Consider the following 18,148-nt stretch of genomic DNA (forward strand, 5'->3'; position numbering starts at 1 on the left):
GCGGTCCGGGTCGTCGGACGGATGACTGACGGCCGGTCGCGCGAGCCGTGAGGGCTCAGTCCGGCAACAGCCGGAGGTTCTCACCCAGCTCGGGCGGCCGGAGCCGCGGTCTCCACAGGAGGTAGAGGGCGGTCCGTGACTGAGGATGACCGCGGACGACCCAGGTCAGTTCGCTGGCCGTTGCCAGCAGGAAATACAGGAGCCCGGCCGGTGCGCCGTGCCGCCGGCGGTAGAGCCGGACGCGGTTGATGATCTGCATGGCGTGGATCACCGGTGACGTCCCGGAGCCGCCGCCGTCGTGCGTCGCCTCTGCTGTCGGCTCGTAGACGGTGGCCCAGCCCAGATCCCGGGCGCGCAGGCAGAAGTCGGTCTCTTCCGAGTACAGGAAATACGACTCGTCCCAGCCCCGGAGGTCCTCGAAGACACGGCGCCGGAACATCAGCACGGCACCCAGGGCCCAGTCGACACGATGGCGGTGCTGGTAGGCCGTGCGATCGGTGACGTACTCGCTGAAGACGGGGAGGCCGGTGAACGACAGCCCGGTGGCGTTCGCCAGAGTCGGCGTCCGGCGCAGCGACCAGGTCAACTGCCCTGCGGCGTCGACGACCCTCGGCGCCACGATCCCCACGTCCGCGCCGTCGAAGGCGTCGAGCATCGCAGCGACGGCACCGGGGGCGAGCACGAGATCGGGATTGAGGGCCAGGGCGAACTCCGCCGGCCCGGCGCGACGGACACCGGCGTTGATGCCGGCCGAGTAGCCGAGGTTCTGCTGCTCGATTAGGAGGCAGTCGGAGCGCTTCCGCACCAGGGCGGCGGTGTCGTCGTCCGATCCGTTGTCCACCACGACGACCTCGTGCTCGATCATCGAGCCGTCGGGACGCTGCAGCCCGGCCGGCAGGGAGTCGAGCACGCGATCGATGGCCGCGGCGCTGTTGTAGGTGACGATCACCACCGTGACGTCGGCTGCGGACACGTTCGTCATGCTATCGGGCCGATCGGTCGGGAGCGTCCCCCACGAGCGATCCGCTCGCTACCCTTGGGGGCGTGATCAAGTTGTTGTTGATCGCCCCGACCTGCGACGGCGAGGACGTGGGCGAGGCCTGGGTCGCCTACCAGTGGGCCTCGCGACTGGCGCGAAGGACGGACCTGACGGTCCTCACCTACCACAAGCGCGGGCGCCGCCCGCTGTCCGACCAGCTGACCGGGGCCAGGGTCGTGGAGTGGAGCGAACCACCCCTCCTGGGCCGCGCGGAGCGACTCAATTCGATCATGAAGCCGGGGTACCTGCCGTTCTACGTGGAGTCTCGTCGATGGATCCGGGCTCGACTCGCGGCCGGCGAGCACTTCGACTGCGGGCACCAGCCGGTGCCGGTGGCGATGCGTTATCCGAGCCCGATGGCCGGACTGGGCATCCCGTGGGTGCTGGGTCCGGTCGGGGGTGGCCTGCAGTCACCGCCGGGCTTCGCGGGTGCGGAGCAGGGAGCCCCCTGGTTCATGAACCTCCGTCGCCTCGACCGGTTCCGGATGTCGTTGGACCGGACTCTGCGGTCCACCTACCAGGACGCCGACTGCGTGCTCGGAATCGCCGACTACGTGGCTGACCTGCTCGAACCGCTGACCCTCAAGAGGTTCGAGGTGCTCAGCGAGACCGCCCTGACCGAGCTCCCGGACGGGCCGGGGCCGGCCCCTGTCGCCGTGGGCACCGAGAGCGGCGGTCCGCTGTCGTTGCTGTTCGTCGGTCGGCTGGTGCGGACGAAGGGGCCGCACGAGGCGATCCGGTCGATGGCGCGGCTGCGGGACCTTGACGTGCGGCTCGATCTGGTAGGTGACGGTCCGTGTCGCTCGGAGCTTGAGCAGTTGGTCGAGGCTCTGGCGCTCGGTGACCGGGTCACTCTGCACGGAAGCCTGCCGCGCACCGAGGTGGAGCGGTTCTACCGGGCCGCCGATGTGTTCGTCTTCCCCAGTTATCGCGAGCCCGGGGGCAATGTTCCCTACGAGGCGATGGGCCACGGGCTCCCCCTGATCGTCACGGATCGCGGTGGCCCCGCATCCTCGACCGATGCGTCCTGCGCAATCCGATTGCCGGCGATCGATCCCGACCAGCTCACGACCGCGGTGGCGGAGGCGGTGAGACATCTGCACGACCGGCCCGAGCTGCGCCGGGAGATGTCGGCAGCCGCGCTGCGGCGGGTGCGAGGGTCGGGGCTCTGGTCGGCCAAGATCGACCGCATCGAGGACCTCTACCGTGAGGTGATTGGCCGCGGCGCATCGGCCTGAGCGACCGAGCCTGAGCGATCGAGCCCGAGCGACCGAGCCCTACCGACCGGATCCGACCGGCCGGTGGGACTGACGGATCGGCCGACTCGCAGGCCCCCGTGACCCGGCGCGAAGGGGTCACGGCTCGGGGACCAGACTTCCGTCCGAGTCCCAGATGTTGTTGGACCAGACGTTGCCCGGGCCGTCGGGGGCCCAGGCGGTCGCGTACCCGAACTGGCCGCTCTTGCGGTAGTAGGGCGTGGCGAAGCGGTTCCCGGTGACGACGATGTGCGAGGTCGTCGGGGCGCCGGTGTTCTGTCCGGCGTAGAGCGTGTAGCTGCCGCCGGCCAGCAGGTTGTCGGTGATCGTCCGGTTCGCCTCGATGCCGAAGTCCTGGAACAGACCGATCGCATCGGTCTGCGAGTGGCTGTTGAGCACGGTGTTGTGCTGGATCGTCAGCGGCGTCGAGGCACCGTTCGAGGTGATCCCGTTGACGTGGTCGGTGCTCTTCATCTTGAGGTCGTGGATGTAGTTGTCCTTGATCGTGCCGGCCACGATCTGGATCCCGGTCGAGGTCCCGGAGACGTCGCAGGCGGAGATCACGGTGCCCTGGCTGTCGCCGTAGATGTCCTTGATCCCGACCAGCAGTCGGCCACCGGTCGGCGCCGAGGCGATGGTCACGTGCTGGATCTTGACGCCGTTGGCGTGCCGCAGGGCGATGCCCCAGACCTCCCCGGAGACCGAGATCCGGACGTCGGTGATGCGCGCACCGTCGGCGGTCACGTCGATCGGCACGGCGAGCTCGAGACCGTCCAGCACGGCTCCCGGTTCCGTCACGGCGACATAGCCGCGGTCGTCGTAGTACCAGCCGCTCCCGCTCGTCTGCTGCTCAGGCACCTTAACCAGGTTCCGGCCGGGCGTCACCCCGGTGTTGGTGGCGTCCGGGTACCCACAGCGGCTCGGCACGTCGATGCACTGGTGCACCGTCCCCGGCGCACCGTCGGTCTCGACGGTCTGCTCGGGCACCGGGACGCCGTCCGCCTGCTGATCGTTGTGGTGGGGCAGCCGCAGGGCGAACACGCCGACGGCCAACATCATCAGCACGACGAGGCCGGCAGCAGGTATCGCGCGGCGCGGCGAACGGAGGGATCCGACGAACCGGCGGAGGCGAGTCATCAGCGGGCGCATCGACAGGGGTTCCGATCTGTTCGGGCGGCCGGGGGCGGCTCTGCCGGGTCGGTGCGAACCGACCGGCGAGCCGGCCGGCTTCTGGGACAATCGGCAGCATGCAGAGCGGATCGCCGGCGGCTCCCGACCGGGCGGGGGCAGGACCCCGGGCCGGGAGCGTGATCATCCCGGCGCACAACGAGGAACGCGGGATCGGACGGACACTGCGGACGGCCCTCGGGTCCGAGGAGCACCGGTCGGCAGCCGACGTCCGCTCCGGCCGCCGTCCCGGCCTGGAGTTCGTCGTCGTGTGCAACGGCTGCACCGACCGCACGGCCGACGCGGCGCGGGCCGTGGGGTCCGAGCTCGGGGCGGACATCCGCGTGATCGAGCTGGAGGAGCCGGGCAAGCAGAGTGCGCTGCGCGCCGGTGACGCGGCGGTCGGGAGCTTCCCGCGGATCTATCTGGACGCCGACGTCGAGATCGACGCGGAGAGCCTCCAGCAGCTCGTCGGGGCTCTCCGGACCGACGGCGTCGAGGCGGCGGCACCCGAGCGGGTGATCGACTTCGGTGGGGGCTCGGCGCTGGTCCGTGCCTACTACCGGGTCTGGCTGAGCCTGCCCTCTGTCCGCGCCGGACTGTTCGGGCGCGGCGTGATCGCCTTCACCGAGGAAGGTCATCGCAGGATCCTCGCCCAGCCCGCACTGATGTCGGACGACCTCGGCTTGTCCGAGGCCTTCACCCCCGCCGAGCGACGGGTGGTCGAGCAGGCGCAAGTGATCATCAGGGCACCGCGACGCGCCGAGGACCTGCTGAAGCGGAGGATCCGGGTGGTCACCGGGAACGCGCAGGCCGACGTGACCGGGGTCAGGACCGAGGAGGCCCGCACGTCGCCGGCGACGCTGATCGGGATCCTTCGCGAGCAGCCCACGGTGGTCCCGGCGATGGTGGTGTTCGTCGGCATCACGCTGGTGGCGCGGATGCGGGCCCGCCGCGCCATCCGCCAGAGCGACTTCAGCACCTGGCTGCGGGACGAGAGCTCGCGGGACTGAGCCGACGTCCGGTCGGTGTGACGGAGGAGATCCGGTCCTCGAGATCAGCCGCCCGGACGACCCAGCTGTGTCGGCCGGCGAACTCGCGTCGGCGGTCGGCGAGAGCGGGGTCCGGTGGCGTGGCCACGGCCGCTCGGACCGCGGCCGCGAACCTGGCCGGCGTCGAGGCGGTCGTGATCAGGTCCGTGGCCAGCCAACGGGTCGCCTCCAGGTCGGTGCTGACGACGGGCAGCCCGGCGGCGAGGTATTCCAGGGATTTCAATGGGAAGCTCGCGCGGTTGAAGGCGTTCACGGCGTAGGGCGTCAGCCCGACGCTCGCCGCGCGGAGATAGCGGTCGAGATCCTCCTGCGGTCGGCGACCGAGCCACCGGACGCGCGGCGCGGCGATCAGTGCGTCGAGAGCACGGGTGACGGCAGGGTCCCGTTCGGTCCGGGGCCCGAGGAGCACGAGGTCGGTGCCGTAGGCAGCCACCGCGGTGAGGAGCTCCAGATCGAGACGCTCGTTGAGCTGCCCGACGACGAGCGCGAACGGACCGTCCGGCAGGTCGGCGGGTCGGTGCTCGCCCGGGGCCGGCGAGATGGCGCGGGTGCCGTTCGGCAGCACCAGCGTCTGCCGCGGCCCGGGGGCCAGGTCGACGACCGTGTCGACGAGCGCGGGGGTGACCCCGCAGACGAGATCGGCCGCACGGACGTTGGCGCGCAGGACCGAGACGATCCGGTCGCGGTCGAGCCCCATCAGATCGGCGCCGGCCGGCCAGTCGTCGGTGACGTGCAGGACCCGCACTCCGGGCAGGGCGGGGAAGTGGTTCTCCGGTCCGGCGTTGACCACGGCGGCGACCCGACCCAGCCGTCGGCAGATCACCCGCAGGGCCAGCGCGACCCCGCCCGCCGTCACCGAGCGGACTCCGGGTCTGGTCACCCCAGGGAGCGCGGGCAGGCGCAGCCTGACGATGCCGGGGGCGATGGGTGTGAGCCCGGGCGCGGGTGGGCGTTGGGCGGGTGGGCGTCTGATCCAGGAGAGCACCGATTCCGGCGGGTCCACCCACAGGACTGGGCCGTGGGCGGCCAGTTCCCCCACCAGTTGTCGGTCCGTACCGGCCACGCCGTGCCAGGCCCCGCCGGCCAGGTAGACGATCCACGGCCGGTCGGGCACCCACCGGGGGGTCATCCCGACACCGCCGGCCGTTTCGGGCCCAGCGAGGCGACCGGTCTGGAGTTGAAGTCGTCGGTGCGGTGCCGACCGCGGAGCTTCTTCCACCGCCGCGCCGTCTTGTGGCCGACGTAGCGCACGCCCGAGAGCACGCCGTCTTGGAGCCGAGCGCCCGTGCCGGTGGAGCCCGCCAGGGCCGACCGATAGATCTGTTCCTGGAGCTGGGCGGCGACCTGCAGGCTGTAGTGCTGCTCCACCAGTGACCGACCGAGATCGCCGAGCCTGGCTCGGCCGGCGGGGTCGCGCAGCAGAGGGATCAGCTCGGCCGCGAGCCGGTCGGCACCGGTGGCCCGACCGGCACCGACTCCGTACCAGCCGGTCCAGCGGAACTCGAGTAGCGACTCGGGGGTCAGGGTGCGCCAGAAGCCGTGCTCGCCCTGGACGATCAGCGGCCGGTGGTGGGCCATGGCCCGCAGGGCCGAACCGCCCATGCCGAGGACGATGTCGGCCGCGGCGTAGGCCGGTCGGGGATCCTTGAGCTCACCGGTTACCACGACCGCGGCACGACCCGCGCGGCGGTTCGCGGTCTCGGCGGCCGTGCGCACCTCGGCCTCCGCCGACCCACCGCCGACCACGACGAGCTGGGCCCGCGGTTCGCCCGGACGCTGGGCGCCGACGACGTCGATGGCGGTCAGCAGACCCTCGAGCTTGAGCTCGGGGACCAGGCGAGCGACGATCACCACCGTCACCGCCGTGCCGTCGAGGTCGTGGGTCCGGTGGAAGGTGTCGACCTCGCGCGTCGTGCAGTCGTCGGCATGGCGCAGGTCGACGGGCGGCTCGATCACCGAGACCCGACGTCGTCCGCGTTCGCGTTCGCTCGCCGCGATCTGTTCGGTGCCCACGACGAGATCCAGCTGTTGCGGGATGAACGGAGCCACGGCCATCGACATCACCGTGCTCACCGCCCGGACCGACGGATGCCTGACCGCGGCGAGCCAGCACTCGAGCGACGGAGGCCACTCGTAGCCGTGCAGGATCTCGAAGCCCCGGTCCGTCACGAGGGCGGACAGGGCACGGACCACCGCCGGGGACGGCCGGCGACGCGGATTCGGAGCCTCGATGAACTCGAGCCCCAGCTCGTCGATCCGATCGAGCAGACGCCCCGGACGTCCGAAGATCGCGACCTCGTGCCCGGACGCGGCCATCTCGGCGGCGATCTCGACGGCGTTCAGCTGGCTACCGCCGATCTCGAGGTCATGCGGGTAGACGAGGATCCTCATGCGGGTTCGACCCCGGTCACCTGGACGGAACGCATCCGGCGGTAGGTCGCGAGGGTGTCCCGCCGCAGGACGAGGAGGATCGCCACCCCGGCGAGGGCGCCGAGACCGGCCAGCAGACAGGCGAGGAGCCTCCCCGGGACGGCTCCTGCGATCATCCAGGCGAGACCGGCGACCGCGAGGCCAACCGCGACAGGCAGCACCAGGACGCGCACCACGGCGCCGACCCGCACCCCGTTGCGATGCAGCAGCGCGCCATAGCACGGAAGCACGATCCAGGCCGCGACCAGCAGCTGTGCGACCGCGACACCACTAATGCCACCGAGCCGCGCTCCGAGCACCAGAGCCGGCACCAGCACAACCAGCCACAGGCCCTGGACGGCGAGGATGCTGCTGGTCCGACCGAGGACGACGAGGAAGTCGTAGCTCAGTTCGAACAGGATCCGGCACACGGCGAGGGCGCCGAGGGCCACCAGGGCCTCGGCAGCCGGCAGCCACCGACTTCCGTAGACGAAACCGACGACCGGACCGGCGGCTCCGACCAGGACCAGACACACCGGGAAGGTGACGGCGCTCAACACACCCAGCACGGCGCGGAACGTCGAGGCCATTCTCGGTCGGTCGTCCTGCAGCCGGGCGAAGGCAGCGGGCGCGACGCTGCGGAGCGGCTGGGAGAAGATGCTCACCGGCCAGCTGGAGAGGTTGAAGGCCAAGACGTAGAACCCGAGCGCGGTGGCGCCGAGCACCGAGCCCGCGACAAGCTGATCGGCATAGCCGACGGCGAAGACGATCATGCTCGATCCGGCGAGTGGCAGACCGAAGCCGAGCAGACGCCGGGCCACAGCCCGGTCGAACCCGAACCGGTAGGGCAGCGGCGACCAGATCAGGAACAGGACTGCCGACACCAGGGCGCCGGTGATCCGGCCGACGGCCAGGCTCATCGCACCGAACCCGAGCCAGGCCAGCAGCAACGAGACCCCCGCCCCGAGCCAGGCGTTGAGCTGGTCGACGATCAGCCGCCGCCGCTGCTGGAACTCCCGCTGCATAAGGGCCGCCGGGGTCGCGACGGCTCCGTTGATCAGGATCGCCACCGACATCAGCCGGACCACGTCGGTCGCTCCGGGGTCGCCCATCGCGGTGGCGAAGGCCGGAGCGGTGGCCAGTACGACCAGCAGCAACACCGTGCTCGACACGGTCGAGATCGTGTTGACCGTCGGGACGATCGTGGCCGGGTCGTCCCGCCAGCGCACCACGGCGAGGCTCACGCCGAGCTCGTTGAAGCTGAGCATCGCGAGCATCGCCACGGTGGCCACGGCAAATGTGCCGAACTCGGCCGGGCCGAGCAGGCGAGCCAGGGCGATCCCGATCGCCAGCGTGCCGAGCCGGGACCCTACGGTGTTGAGGAAGCTCCAGCCGAAGGCCTGGCCCGCGCGCTGCGCCAGTTCGGTCGGCGTCGCGGTGCTCATTGGGCCCTGATCACGGCCTTCCTCAGCGCGTCGATCACCCAGTCCTGCTGCTGCTCGGTTAGGTGCGGATAGATCGGCAGCGACAGGATCTCGCCGGCCGCGCGCTCGGCGACCGGGAAGGCGCCGGGCTTGTAGCCCAGGTAGCGGTAGGCCTCGGTCAGGTGGACCGGCACCGGGTAGTGGATCCCGGCCCCGATGCCCGCGCGGTGCAGCTCGTCGAGCACCCGGTCGCGCTCGGCGACCCGGACCACGTAGAGGTGCCAGACGTCCTCGTTGCCGGGCGCCGACACCGGGGTGCGGACGCCGTCGAGGTCGGCCAGCAGCTCGGTGTAGCGCGCGGCCAGCTCACGGCGGCGGGCGTTCCAGGCCGTCAGCCGCTTGAGCTTCGCCTGCAGCACGACCGCCTGCAGGGTGTCGAGCCGGGAGTTGATGCCGATCACGTCGTGGTGGTACTTCCGCGCCGAACCGTGGTTGGCGATCAGCCGGACCTGCTCGGCCACCTCGGCGGAGTTGGTGGTGACCGCGCCGGCGTCGCCGGCGGCCCCGAGGTTCTTGCCCGGGTAGAAGCTGGTCCCGGCGGCACGCCCGAGGCTGCCGGCGTACCGCCCGAACCGGGTGGCGCCCTGGGACTGGGCAGCGTCCTCGACGACCGCTGCGCCGGCGCTCTCGGCGAGGTCGAGCAACCGCTCGACCGGGGCGACCTGACCGAAGAGGTGCACCGGGACGATGGCCCGGGTCAGCCGGGAGGTCACGGCGGCCACCAGGTCCGGGTCGATCAGCAGGTGCTCCGGGTCGACGTCGACCAGCACCGGGGTGGCCCCGATCCGCGACACCGCCTCCGCGGTGGCGATGAAGGTGTTGGCCGGCAGCACCACCTCGGTGCCGGCCGTGACCCCGCTGCCCCGCAGGGCCAGCTCGAGCGCGTCGGTGCCGTTGGCGACGCCGACGCAGTAGGCCACGTCGGTGGCCTCGGCGTAGCGCTGCTCGAACTCGGTCACCGGCTTGCCGCCGATGAAGGCGGTGGTGGCGAAGACCTCGTCGAGGCCGGCCCGCACCTCGGCGTCCACCTCCTGCTGCTGTGCGGCCAGGTCGACCAGCGGAACGCTCATGAGACTCTCTCCTGGATGGCGGGGATCGCGGCCGCGCGGCCGTCCCCGAGGTCGTGGGCGGGAACGCCGGCCCAGGTGCGGCCGGCGGGAAGATCACCGAGCAGGACGGCGCCCATGCCGAGCACCGCGTGGTCGCCGATCCGGCTGTGCTCCCGGACCGACGAGGACATGCCCAGGTAGGCGCCCCGGCCGACCTGGACGTGACCGCCGAGGGTGACCCCGGCGCAGAGGGTGGCGAAGTCCTCGACGCGGTCGTCGTGGGTCAGCACGACGCGGGGCATGATCACCACGTGCCGCCCGACGCCGACGTCGGCGGTGAGCACCGTGCCGGACAGCACGATGCTGCCCGGACCGACCGTGCAGCCCGGCGACAGCGTGACGTCCGGTGCGACCACCGTGGCGAAGCGGTGCTCGTCCACGCCGAGCCCGGCCAGCCGTTCGGCCATGATCATCCGCAAGCGGCCCTTGCCCGCGCAGAGCACGAGCTCGGTGTCCGGGTGGTCCGTCACCGCGTCGAGCGGACCGAGCACCGGGACCTCGCCGACCCGGGTGCCGTGCAGCCCGGGTTCGTCGTCGAGGATCCCGGCGACCGGGCGACCCAGTCGGCGGAGGACGGCGAGCGTCTCGCGGGCCAGCCCGCTCGCCGCGAGCAGCAGGACCGGCGCGGTCACGACCGGGCCCCGTCGACGAGCACGTCGATCACCCGGGCCTGGTCGTCCTCTGTCATCTGGTGGAAGAGCGGCAGGATCAGCGTGTTCGCCGTCAGCCGCTCGGTGACGGGAAGGGTGGCGGGCACCGAAGCGTACGGTGGCTGAGAGTGGGTGGACATGATCCCGCGTCGCGCCGAGACATCGGCGGAAGCCAGGCGGGATAACACATCGTCCCTGGACAGGGGATAGGCCGGGGTGACCTCTGTCCAGAAGGACTGATAGTTGCACGTCCCCCATGTGGGATCAGCCACCGTACGCAGTCCGGTGACGTCCGAGATCTGCTTCTGGTACGCCGCCGCCAGCTCTCGGCGACGTCGAACGATCTCGGGCAGGCGGTTGAGCTGGACCAGTCCGACCGACGCCTGCAGATCGGTCATCCTGAAGTTGTACCCCACTTCGAGGTACGACTCGGCCGGAGCCAGCACGGCGCTGTGCCGGTCCGCAGCCGAGACACTCATGGCGTGCTCGCGGAGACGCCGGGCGCGGCTCGCCCAGTCCTCCCGAGACGTGGTGATCATCCCGCCCTCGCCGGTGGTGATGATCTTGCGAGGGTGGAACGACCAGGCCGTGATCTCCGCCCCGGCGCCCACCGGACGACCGTGGTAGGTCGAGCCGGCGCCGCACGCGGCGTCCTCGACCACGGTGATCCCTCGCGGGTCACAGAGAGAGCGGACGGAGTCGAGATCGACGGGGACGCCGCCCTGGTCGACCACGATCACCGCGCGGGTGCGCTTGGTGATCACGGCCGCCACCGTGTCCGCGGTGAGGTTGCCGGTCTGCTGATCGACATCCGCGAACACCGGGGTGGCGCCCACGTAGCGTACCGCGTTGGAGGTCGCGATGAAGGAGAAAGACGGAACCACGACCTCGTCGTCGACGCCGATCCCGGCGACGACCAGTGCGAGGTGCAGACCGGTCGTGCACGACGAGACCGCCAGCGCGTGGTCGGCCTCCATCGCCTGGGCGAACGCCTGCTCGAACGCCGCCACCCGCGGACCCTGGGCGACCCAGCCGGAGCTGATCACCTCGCTGACCGCCGCGATCTCCTCCTCGCCGAGGAAGGGCATCATCACGTTGAGCCGGCTCATCGCGCAGCTCCTGCGGTGACCGGGGCCTGGCTGGTCTCCTCGTCGCGGCCGCGCTCGGCCTGCCACCAGGCCACCAGCCGGCGGAGCCCGTCGGTCAGCCCGACCGTGGCCTCGAAGCCGAGGTCGCGTCGAGCGGCCTCGGTGCTGGCCAGCCGCCGGGTCACGCCGTTGACGGCTCGCGCGGGACCGAAGTCGACGCCGAGGTCGGAGTCCATCGCCTCGAGCATCGCCTCGGCCAGCCCGAGCAGCGAGGTCTCCACGCCGCTGGCGATGTTGTAGACCCGGCCGCTCACGTCCGCGGTGGCGGCGAGCAGGTTCGCGCGGGCGATGTCGGTGGTGTAGACGAAGTCCATCGTCTGCCGTCCGTCACCGAAGATCAGCGGGGGCAGACCCTGCGCGATCCGTTCCATCCACCGGATCAGCACCTCGGTGTAGACGCCGTGGATGTCCATCCGCGGGCCGTAAACGTTGAAGTAGCGCAGCGCCACCCAGTCCAGGCCGTACATCGCGGCGAAGCTGCGGAGCATCCCCTCGTTGAACGACTTGGCCGCGCCGTAGAACGTGTCGTTGTGGTACGGGTGGTGGTCCTCGGTGGTCGGGAAGCTGTCGGCCAGACCGTAGACCGAGGCCGACGAGGCCGCGACGACCCTGGACACCCGGTGCGCCGCCGCCGCCTCGAGCACCGTGAAGGTGCCGTCGACCAGCACCTCGAGGGCCAGCCGCGGGTCCTCCGCGCACTGGGTGATCCGGATCGCCGCCTGGTGGAAGACGACGTCGGTTCCCCGGGTCAGGTCGTGGACGAGATCACGGTCGCGGAGGTCGCCGACCACCAGGTTCAGTCGAGGATCCTCGGCGACCGCGCGCAGGTTGGCGCGGCGGCCGCGGACCAGGTTGTCGAGCACCCGCACCTCGGCGACCCGCTGGTCACCCTCGAGGGCGAGCAGCTGCTCGACGATGGTCGACCCGATGGTGCCGGCGCCCCCGGTCACCAGCACGGTGGCACCCTGCAGGCCGGTCACGCCAGCACCCCCGCCGCAACCGGGAGGGCCACCGGGCGGAGCGGCACCGGCGAGCCGCCGCGCCCGAGGCTGGCGTTGGCCGCCTCGAGGACGGAGAGCACCCGGAGCCCTGCGGTGCCGTCGGTGCGCGGCGCACGGCCCTCGTCGATCGCGGCGGCGAACTCGCCGGCCATCCCGGCCAGCGCCTCGCGCTCGGTCAGCGCCGGCACGACGACGTCGCCCATCCGGTAGGACACCGTCACCGCCTCGCGCTGCACCTGGGCGTCGAGCGCCTGCGTGGTGAGGTCGACCCCGCGGTCGTGGATCGAGACGCGTTGCTGCGGGTTGAGGTCGTCCCAGACCAGCGTCCGGCGACTCCCCCCGATGACCATCTGGCGGATCTTGGTCGGGCTGAGCCAGTTGACGTTGACGTGCGCGATCCCACCCGAGCTGAGCGGCATGGTCAGGTAGCCCACGCAGGACTTGCCTGCGCCGAGCGGGTCGGCACCGTGGGCCGAGACCGACTCCGGCACCAGGCCGCCCGGGAGGATGAAGTCGAGGATCGAGAGGTCGTGCGGGGCGAGGTCCCAGAACACGTCGACGTCGGGCTGCACCAGACCGAGGTTGATCCGGGTCGAGTCGACGTAGAGGATCTCGCCGAGCTCGCCGGACGCGATGACCTCGCGGATGTAGCCGACCGCGCTGGTGTAGCAGTAGGTGTGGTCGATCATCAGCACCCGGCCGGCCTCCTCGGCGGCCGCGACCATCGTGGCCGCCGCCTCGGCGCTGTCGGCCAGCGGCTTTTCGCAGACCACGTGCTTGCCCGCCTCCAGGGCGGCCAGCGCCAGGGCGGCGTGGGTCCGCGCCGGGGTGGCGATGGCCACCGCGTCGAGGTCGCGGCGGGACAGCAGCGCCGAGACCGAGGTCTCCACCTCGACGGTCGAGCGGTCCCCGATCACCCGGCGGGCGCGGTCGGCGTCGAGGTCGCAGACGGCGACCAGGTCCCAGTCTTTGCTCGCGCGGAAGTTCCGCACCAGGTTGGGCCCCCAGTAGCCCGCGCCGATCACGGCGATGCTTCTCATGTGCTGCTTCCCCCCGGATTGCAGTGTCTGTTCAGGTGTGTGGTCGAGCGTTGATCGTGTGCGGTGGTCAGGAAGGTGTCGGGTGGTCAGATGACGACCACCACGTCGACCCAGTAGTTGGTGTTCGAGGTGGCCGTCGGATAGCCGTTCGGGTACCGGTAGGTGGCCCCGTTCGGCGGCACCGACAGCGGACCTGCGGTGTAGCCGTTGGTGAACGCCCCCGAGGTCACCGAGTAGTGGCCGGTCGGTCCGTAGTAGCCGACGACGTAGGTGGTGTTCGCCTTGATCGCCACCGGCGTGCCGAGCGTCACCGTCCGCCACCCGACGCCGGATCCGCTCGCGGTGCCGGTGGCCAGCTGGTTGCCGCTGTTGTCCCACAGGTAGACGGTCTGGCCGCCGGTGTTCCCGCTGCCGGCGTAGAACTTGATCGCGGTGACCGAGCCGGCCTGGCTCGAGCTGAACCGGACCCCGGTCAGCACCGGGCCGTTGTCCCCGTAGGCCGGGACGTCCGGCGTGGCCGTGCTGGCGAACAGGCTGTACGGCGTGCCGGTCGGCGGCGGTCCGGTGGTGGTGAAGGTCCAGGTCTTCGGGCTGGCCATCGCCACCCCGGAAGCGCTGGTGGCGCTCACCGAGACCGTGTAGGCGGTCGACTGCGCCAGACTGGCCGCCGGCGCGAAGGTGACCGTGTTCGAGCCGCTGGCGTAGGTCGTGGTCCCGCTGACCAGGGTGCCGTTGGCGGCCGTGACCGTCATCGAGAGCGTCGTCGGGTCGATGGCGCGGTCGAACGTCGCGCTCGGGCTGACCCCCGGGTCGGCGGTCGACCCGTCGGTCGGGGTGACCGCGGTGACCGTCGGCGGAGCGGTGGCGCTGGTCGAGAACACCACGTCCACGTAGTAGTTGCTGTCCATGTAGCTGGCGGTCGGGAAGCCGGTGCCGTAGACGTAGGTGCTGTCGATCCCGGTGATCGGGGTGTTGACCACCGGTGAGGCGAAGTAGCTCTGGTCGGCCGAGTAGTGACCGTTCGGGGCGTAGTAGCTCGCCACATAGGTCGTCCCAGCGGTGATGCTCACCGGTGAGGAGAAGCTGGCGGTCTGCCACCCCGTCCCGCTGTCGGTGAAGGTCAGGCCGGCGAGCTTCGTCCCCCCGCTGGTCCACAGCGCCCCGGTGTGGGTGCCGGTGTTGGCGGCGTCCCGGTAATAGCGCAGCCCGGTGATCGTCCCGTTCACGCTCGAGGAGAACTTGAGGCCGAGCGTCACCGCGGCGGTGTCACCGGAGTCGGAGAGCGACGGCGTGGTGGTGCTGGCGAACAACGAGCACGGACAGGCGCCGGCTCCGGCGGTGGTGAACGAGACCGAGGTGCTGCCGCTCATGGCCGTCCCGGACAGGTTCTTCGCCCCGCTGATGGTCGCGGTGTACGTCGTGCCCGGGTCGAACGAGCTGCTCGGGGTGAAGGTGGCGACCGACCCCTGCGACTCGTTGGAGACCGTGCCGCTGATCACCGTGCCGTCGGACTTGCGCTTGACCGTGATCACCGCGGACCCGGCCTGGACCGGCGTGCTGAAGGTGGCCGACACCGTGCCGGACACCGAGACGCCCGTCGCACCGTCGCCGGGCGTCGTCGAGACGACGGTGGGTGCGGCGTTCGGTGACGGGACGTAGACGGGGTCCACGTAGTAGTTCGTGCTCGAGGTGCTGGTCAGCGCCCCGCTGCCGTAGCTGTAGCGCCCGCCGGTGGACACCGACGAGAGCGGGCCCTTGGTGATCGCGCTGCTGAGGCCGCCGGAGGTGTAGTCGTACCGTCCCTGCGGTGCGGTGTAGGAGATCACGTAGGTGGTGCCGGTGCTGACCGCGACGGGGTTGCTGAAGGTGACGCTCTGCCAACCGCTGCTGGTCTCGTTCGTCGCGGTTCCGGTGGCGAGCTGCGTGCTGCCCTTCCACAGGCTGACGGTGTGGGTGCCGCCGTTCTCGACGTTCTTGAAGAAGCGACCCCCGGTGATCTGACCGGACTGGCTGACCGTGAAGGCCATGCCGAGCTGCACGCTGACCGTGTCGGAGTCGGGTCCGGCCGACGGTTGATCGGAGTCGGCGAACAGCGAGCACGGGCAGCTGCCGTTCGGGTTGGCCGCCGACGCCGTGGTGAAGGTCCACTGATAGGGCGCGGCCATCCCGGTCGCGCTGACCGTCGCGGTGTAGGTGGTGCCGGCGGCCAGCGTCTGGGTCGGGTTGAAGGTCGCTGTCCTGGACGTCGAGCTGTAGCTCGTGGTCCCGCTCACCGCGTTGTTGGCAGCGTCCTGCACCGCCATGGTGACACCCGAGGAGCCGACGTCCTTGGAGAAGGTGGCGGTCACCGAGGTGCTCGACTGCACCGAGGTCGCCCCGGACGAGGGGGTGACGGCGGTCACCGTCGTCGGCGTGTTGTTGGTCTGGGTGTAGGTGACGTCGACGTAGTAGTTCGTCTGGGCGTAGCTCGACTGCGGGAAGGCGCTGCCGTTGGCGTAGACGCCGTTGGTCACGCTGCTGCCGCCCGGCGCGGTGAGGATGCCGGCGGCGTGGCCCCGGCCGCTGAAGAACGTGCTGTCGGCCGAGTAGTGGCCCTTCGGCGCGTAGTAGGCGGCGACGTAGGTGGTGTTCGCGGTGATCGCGACCGGGTTGGCGAAGGCGAGCGTCTGCCACCCGCTGGTCGTCTCGTTGGAGAAGGTGCCGGTGGCCAGCACGTTGCCGTTGCCGTCGTAGAGCGTGCCGGTGTGGGTGCCGGTGTTCGTGCTCGCCTTATAGAAGCGGATGCCGCTGATGAAACCGGCCTGCGAGGCGGTGAACTTCACCCCGAGGGTGACCGCCGATCCGTCCGCGCCGTCGACCACCGTCGGGGTGATGACGCCGAAGATCGAGCACGGGCAGGGCGAGGTGATGCTGACCGAGGTCGGGGCCGAGGTGTTGGCCGAGTCGTCGGTGGCCCGCACCTGGATGGCGTTCGCGCCGTTCCCGGTCAGGATGTCCTGGTAGCTCCAGCTCGTGGTCCCCGCGGCCGGGTGCCAGCTGGCTCCGCCGTCGACCGACACCTCGACTCCGGCGACCCGCCCGCCCACGTCGGTCGCGGTGCCGGAGACGGTCACCAGCGAGCCCTGGGCGATGGTCGAGCCTGAGGTGGGGCTGCTGACCGTGACGGTCGGCGGTGTGGTGTCCGTGCTCTTCGTGGTGGCCGTGAGGTCCGCTGTCAGAGTGGTCGCGGTCGCCCCCATGTCGGTCAGCACATTGAGGGTCGCCTGTCGGATCCGCGGATCCGCCGGCTGGATGTCGTCCCCGTCGTGGTTGGCGTCGAGTCCCCAGGCCCACTGGATGGTGCCCGCGCCGAAGACCAGCGCCCCGCTGGCCGCACGGTAGAGGGTGATGTGATGGGTGGTGGTTCCCGGGGCGACGGTCTTGCCGTAGTCCTGGAGGTACTCCGGCGTGCTCCCGGTCGTCGTCGACATGTCGATGAGGCCGGCGGGTCGGTAGCCGTTGTCGACGTCCTCGTCGGACTCGTACCCGACCAGGTGGTTGGCGAGGGTGGTCGAGGAGCCGGCCATCGAGTCGAGACCGGTGTTGCGCCACACCCGGTACTTGCCCTCGTTGGCCTGCACGGTCATCGGCAGGTCGTCGGAGTTGGCCATGAACATGGTGCCAGTGAGGTTGTTCTCGGCGGGGAAGCCCAGGTCGCCGTACCGGGGGTCGCGCCACGTCGGGGTCGGACCCGCCGGGTCGGTGTCGATCCGGACGATGGCGTTGGCGCTACTCTCCCAGGTGTCCTTGTAGCAGACCAGGGTGCGGTTGGCGGTGTTGGTGCCGTCCTGTGACGGCTCCAGCCGCGTCTTCCAGTAGACCTCGTTGCCCGAGAAGAACGCCAGGTTCACCCCGGCGTCGCGGGCCGCCGTGACGTTGGCCCGCTCGCTCTTCGACCAGTACTCGTCGTGTCCGACCGAGAGGAAGACCTTGTGCTTGGTCAACAGCGACGAGTCGGTGCTGACGTCGATGTCCGACACGTAGGAGACGTCGAAGCCGTTCTGCTCGAGGTAGCGGATCATCGGGTACTCGTTGCTGAACAGGTAGTCGCGCTTCTCGATCCCGGTCCGGTTGATGAACGGGCGGTTGTAACTCAGCTTGTAGGCGCGGCCGTTGGCGCCGCCGCTGTAGAAGTCGTTACCGCCGTACAGGTTGTAGGCCTGCCAGGTTGCGTCCGAGGTCTTCATGATCACCGTCGAGGTGTTCCCGTCGTTCCGCACCACGAACGGGATGTGCGACGCGTCGCCGTTCTGCAACGTGACCTTGGCCAGGTAGACGCCGGACACCGCAGTGGTGGGAACCGACCAGGTGGCACCGACCTTCCAGGTGCCGCAGTCGTAGATCTCGGTCGACGTGCTGCTGGCGCATGCGGGCTGGGTCTGCACCGTGGTGGTCAGCGAGGTGATCTTGCGTGCCCCGTTGCCCTGGTAGTAGCCGAGCCGGTAGATGTCGAGGGTGTAGGGCTTGCCGCCGCTGGTGACCTTGAACGAGACCGATCCGCCGGCGTTGACGCTCATCTGGGTCGCGAAGCCGAGGATGGTCGTGTCGTCGCCCTGGTCCCAGACGTTCGGACTCGTACCGGGGAGCTGGTTCTCACAAGCGATCGCGTTGCCGCTGCAGGCGGCCGCGGCCTTCGGTGCCGGAACCGCGACCAGCAGGCCGGCGACCAGCAGGATCGAGCCGAGCAGCCCGAGGAGGCGAGTGCGGTTGGGACGGAGCGCGGCCCGGATCCGAGGCCGTGAGGGGTGGGTCAT

General features: G+C 70.6%; 13 protein-coding genes. 2 read left to right on the forward strand and 11 right to left on the reverse strand.

Annotation, left to right across the window (positions count from 1 at the left end):
* Positions 1–55: 55 nt before the first annotated feature.
* Complete coding sequence (locus tag FHX74_RS01475; protein WP_182558313.1) at positions 56–973, reverse strand: glycosyltransferase family 2 protein; 918 nt, start codon at positions 971–973, stop codon at positions 56–58.
* Between the two features lie 71 nt (positions 974–1,044).
* Here FHX74_RS01475 and FHX74_RS01480 point away from each other — a divergent pair, with 71 nt between their 5' ends.
* Positions 1,045–2,277, forward strand: coding sequence for a glycosyltransferase family 4 protein (locus tag FHX74_RS01480; RefSeq protein WP_182558314.1), 1,233 nt, complete (start codon positions 1,045–1,047; stop codon positions 2,275–2,277).
* Positions 2,278–2,394: 117 nt separating this feature from the next.
* Here the strand turns inward: FHX74_RS01480 and FHX74_RS01485 are convergent, their stop codons facing one another.
* Positions 2,395–3,354 carry a right-handed parallel beta-helix repeat-containing protein gene (locus FHX74_RS01485; RefSeq protein ID WP_182558315.1) on the reverse strand — a complete coding sequence of 320 codons (960 nt, stop codon included), beginning with the start codon at positions 3,352–3,354 and terminating at the stop codon, positions 2,395–2,397.
* A 188-nt stretch (positions 3,355–3,542) separates the two neighbouring features.
* Here FHX74_RS01485 and FHX74_RS01490 point away from each other — a divergent pair, with 188 nt between their 5' ends.
* On the forward strand, positions 3,543–4,475 hold the full coding sequence (locus FHX74_RS01490; RefSeq protein WP_182558316.1) for a glycosyltransferase: 933 nt from the start codon (positions 3,543–3,545) through the stop codon (positions 4,473–4,475).
* On the opposite strand, the gene FHX74_RS01495 is transcribed toward FHX74_RS01490, so the two are convergent.
* The 9 genes from FHX74_RS01495 to FHX74_RS01535 all read right to left on the reverse strand — a co-directional run bounded on the left by FHX74_RS01495 (position 4,438) and on the right by FHX74_RS01535 (position 18,148).
* Entirely contained in the window at positions 4,438–5,394 is a 957-nt protein-coding gene (locus FHX74_RS01495) for a glycosyltransferase (protein ID WP_182558317.1), read from the reverse strand. The two genes, FHX74_RS01490 and FHX74_RS01495, sit on opposite strands and share 38 nt — an antisense overlap.
* A 245-nt stretch (positions 5,395–5,639) precedes the next feature.
* A complete protein-coding gene (locus FHX74_RS01500) occupies positions 5,640–6,905 on the reverse strand; it encodes a glycosyltransferase family 4 protein (RefSeq protein ID WP_182558318.1) in 1,266 nt (421 codons plus the stop codon).
* Positions 6,902–8,368, reverse strand: coding sequence for a lipopolysaccharide biosynthesis protein (locus tag FHX74_RS01505; RefSeq protein ID WP_182558319.1), 1,467 nt, complete (start codon positions 8,366–8,368; stop codon positions 6,902–6,904). Before FHX74_RS01505 ends, FHX74_RS01500 begins: the two co-directional genes overlap by 4 nt.
* A complete protein-coding gene (locus tag FHX74_RS01510; protein WP_182558320.1) occupies positions 8,365–9,477 on the reverse strand; it encodes a DegT/DnrJ/EryC1/StrS family aminotransferase in 1,113 nt (370 codons plus the stop codon). The genes FHX74_RS01505 and FHX74_RS01510 overlap by 4 nt, the downstream gene beginning before the upstream one ends.
* The gene (locus tag FHX74_RS01515; protein WP_182558321.1) at positions 9,474–10,148 is read right to left on the reverse strand and encodes an acetyltransferase; all 675 of its coding nucleotides are present in this window, start codon (positions 10,146–10,148) and stop codon (positions 9,474–9,476) included. Before FHX74_RS01515 ends, FHX74_RS01510 begins: the two co-directional genes overlap by 4 nt.
* Complete coding sequence (locus FHX74_RS01520; RefSeq protein ID WP_182558322.1) at positions 10,145–11,275, reverse strand: DegT/DnrJ/EryC1/StrS family aminotransferase; 1,131 nt, start codon at positions 11,273–11,275, stop codon at positions 10,145–10,147. The genes FHX74_RS01515 and FHX74_RS01520 overlap by 4 nt, the downstream gene beginning before the upstream one ends.
* Positions 11,272–12,294: an NAD-dependent epimerase/dehydratase family protein gene (locus tag FHX74_RS01525; protein ID WP_182558323.1), complete on the reverse strand. Its 1,023-nt coding sequence runs from the start codon at positions 12,292–12,294 to the stop codon at positions 11,272–11,274. Before FHX74_RS01525 ends, FHX74_RS01520 begins: the two co-directional genes overlap by 4 nt.
* Positions 12,291–13,355, reverse strand: coding sequence for a Gfo/Idh/MocA family protein (locus FHX74_RS01530; RefSeq protein ID WP_182558324.1), 1,065 nt, complete (start codon positions 13,353–13,355; stop codon positions 12,291–12,293). The genes FHX74_RS01525 and FHX74_RS01530 overlap by 4 nt, the downstream gene beginning before the upstream one ends.
* Before the next feature lie 86 nt (positions 13,356–13,441).
* Positions 13,442–18,148 (reverse strand): DUF4082 domain-containing protein, encoded by a 4,707-nt coding sequence (locus FHX74_RS01535; protein WP_182558325.1) that lies wholly within the window; start codon positions 18,146–18,148, stop codon positions 13,442–13,444.

The organism is Microlunatus kandeliicorticis (assembly GCF_014137855.1).
GTDB lineage: Bacteria > Actinomycetota > Actinomycetes > Propionibacteriales > Propionibacteriaceae > Microlunatus > Microlunatus kandeliicorticis.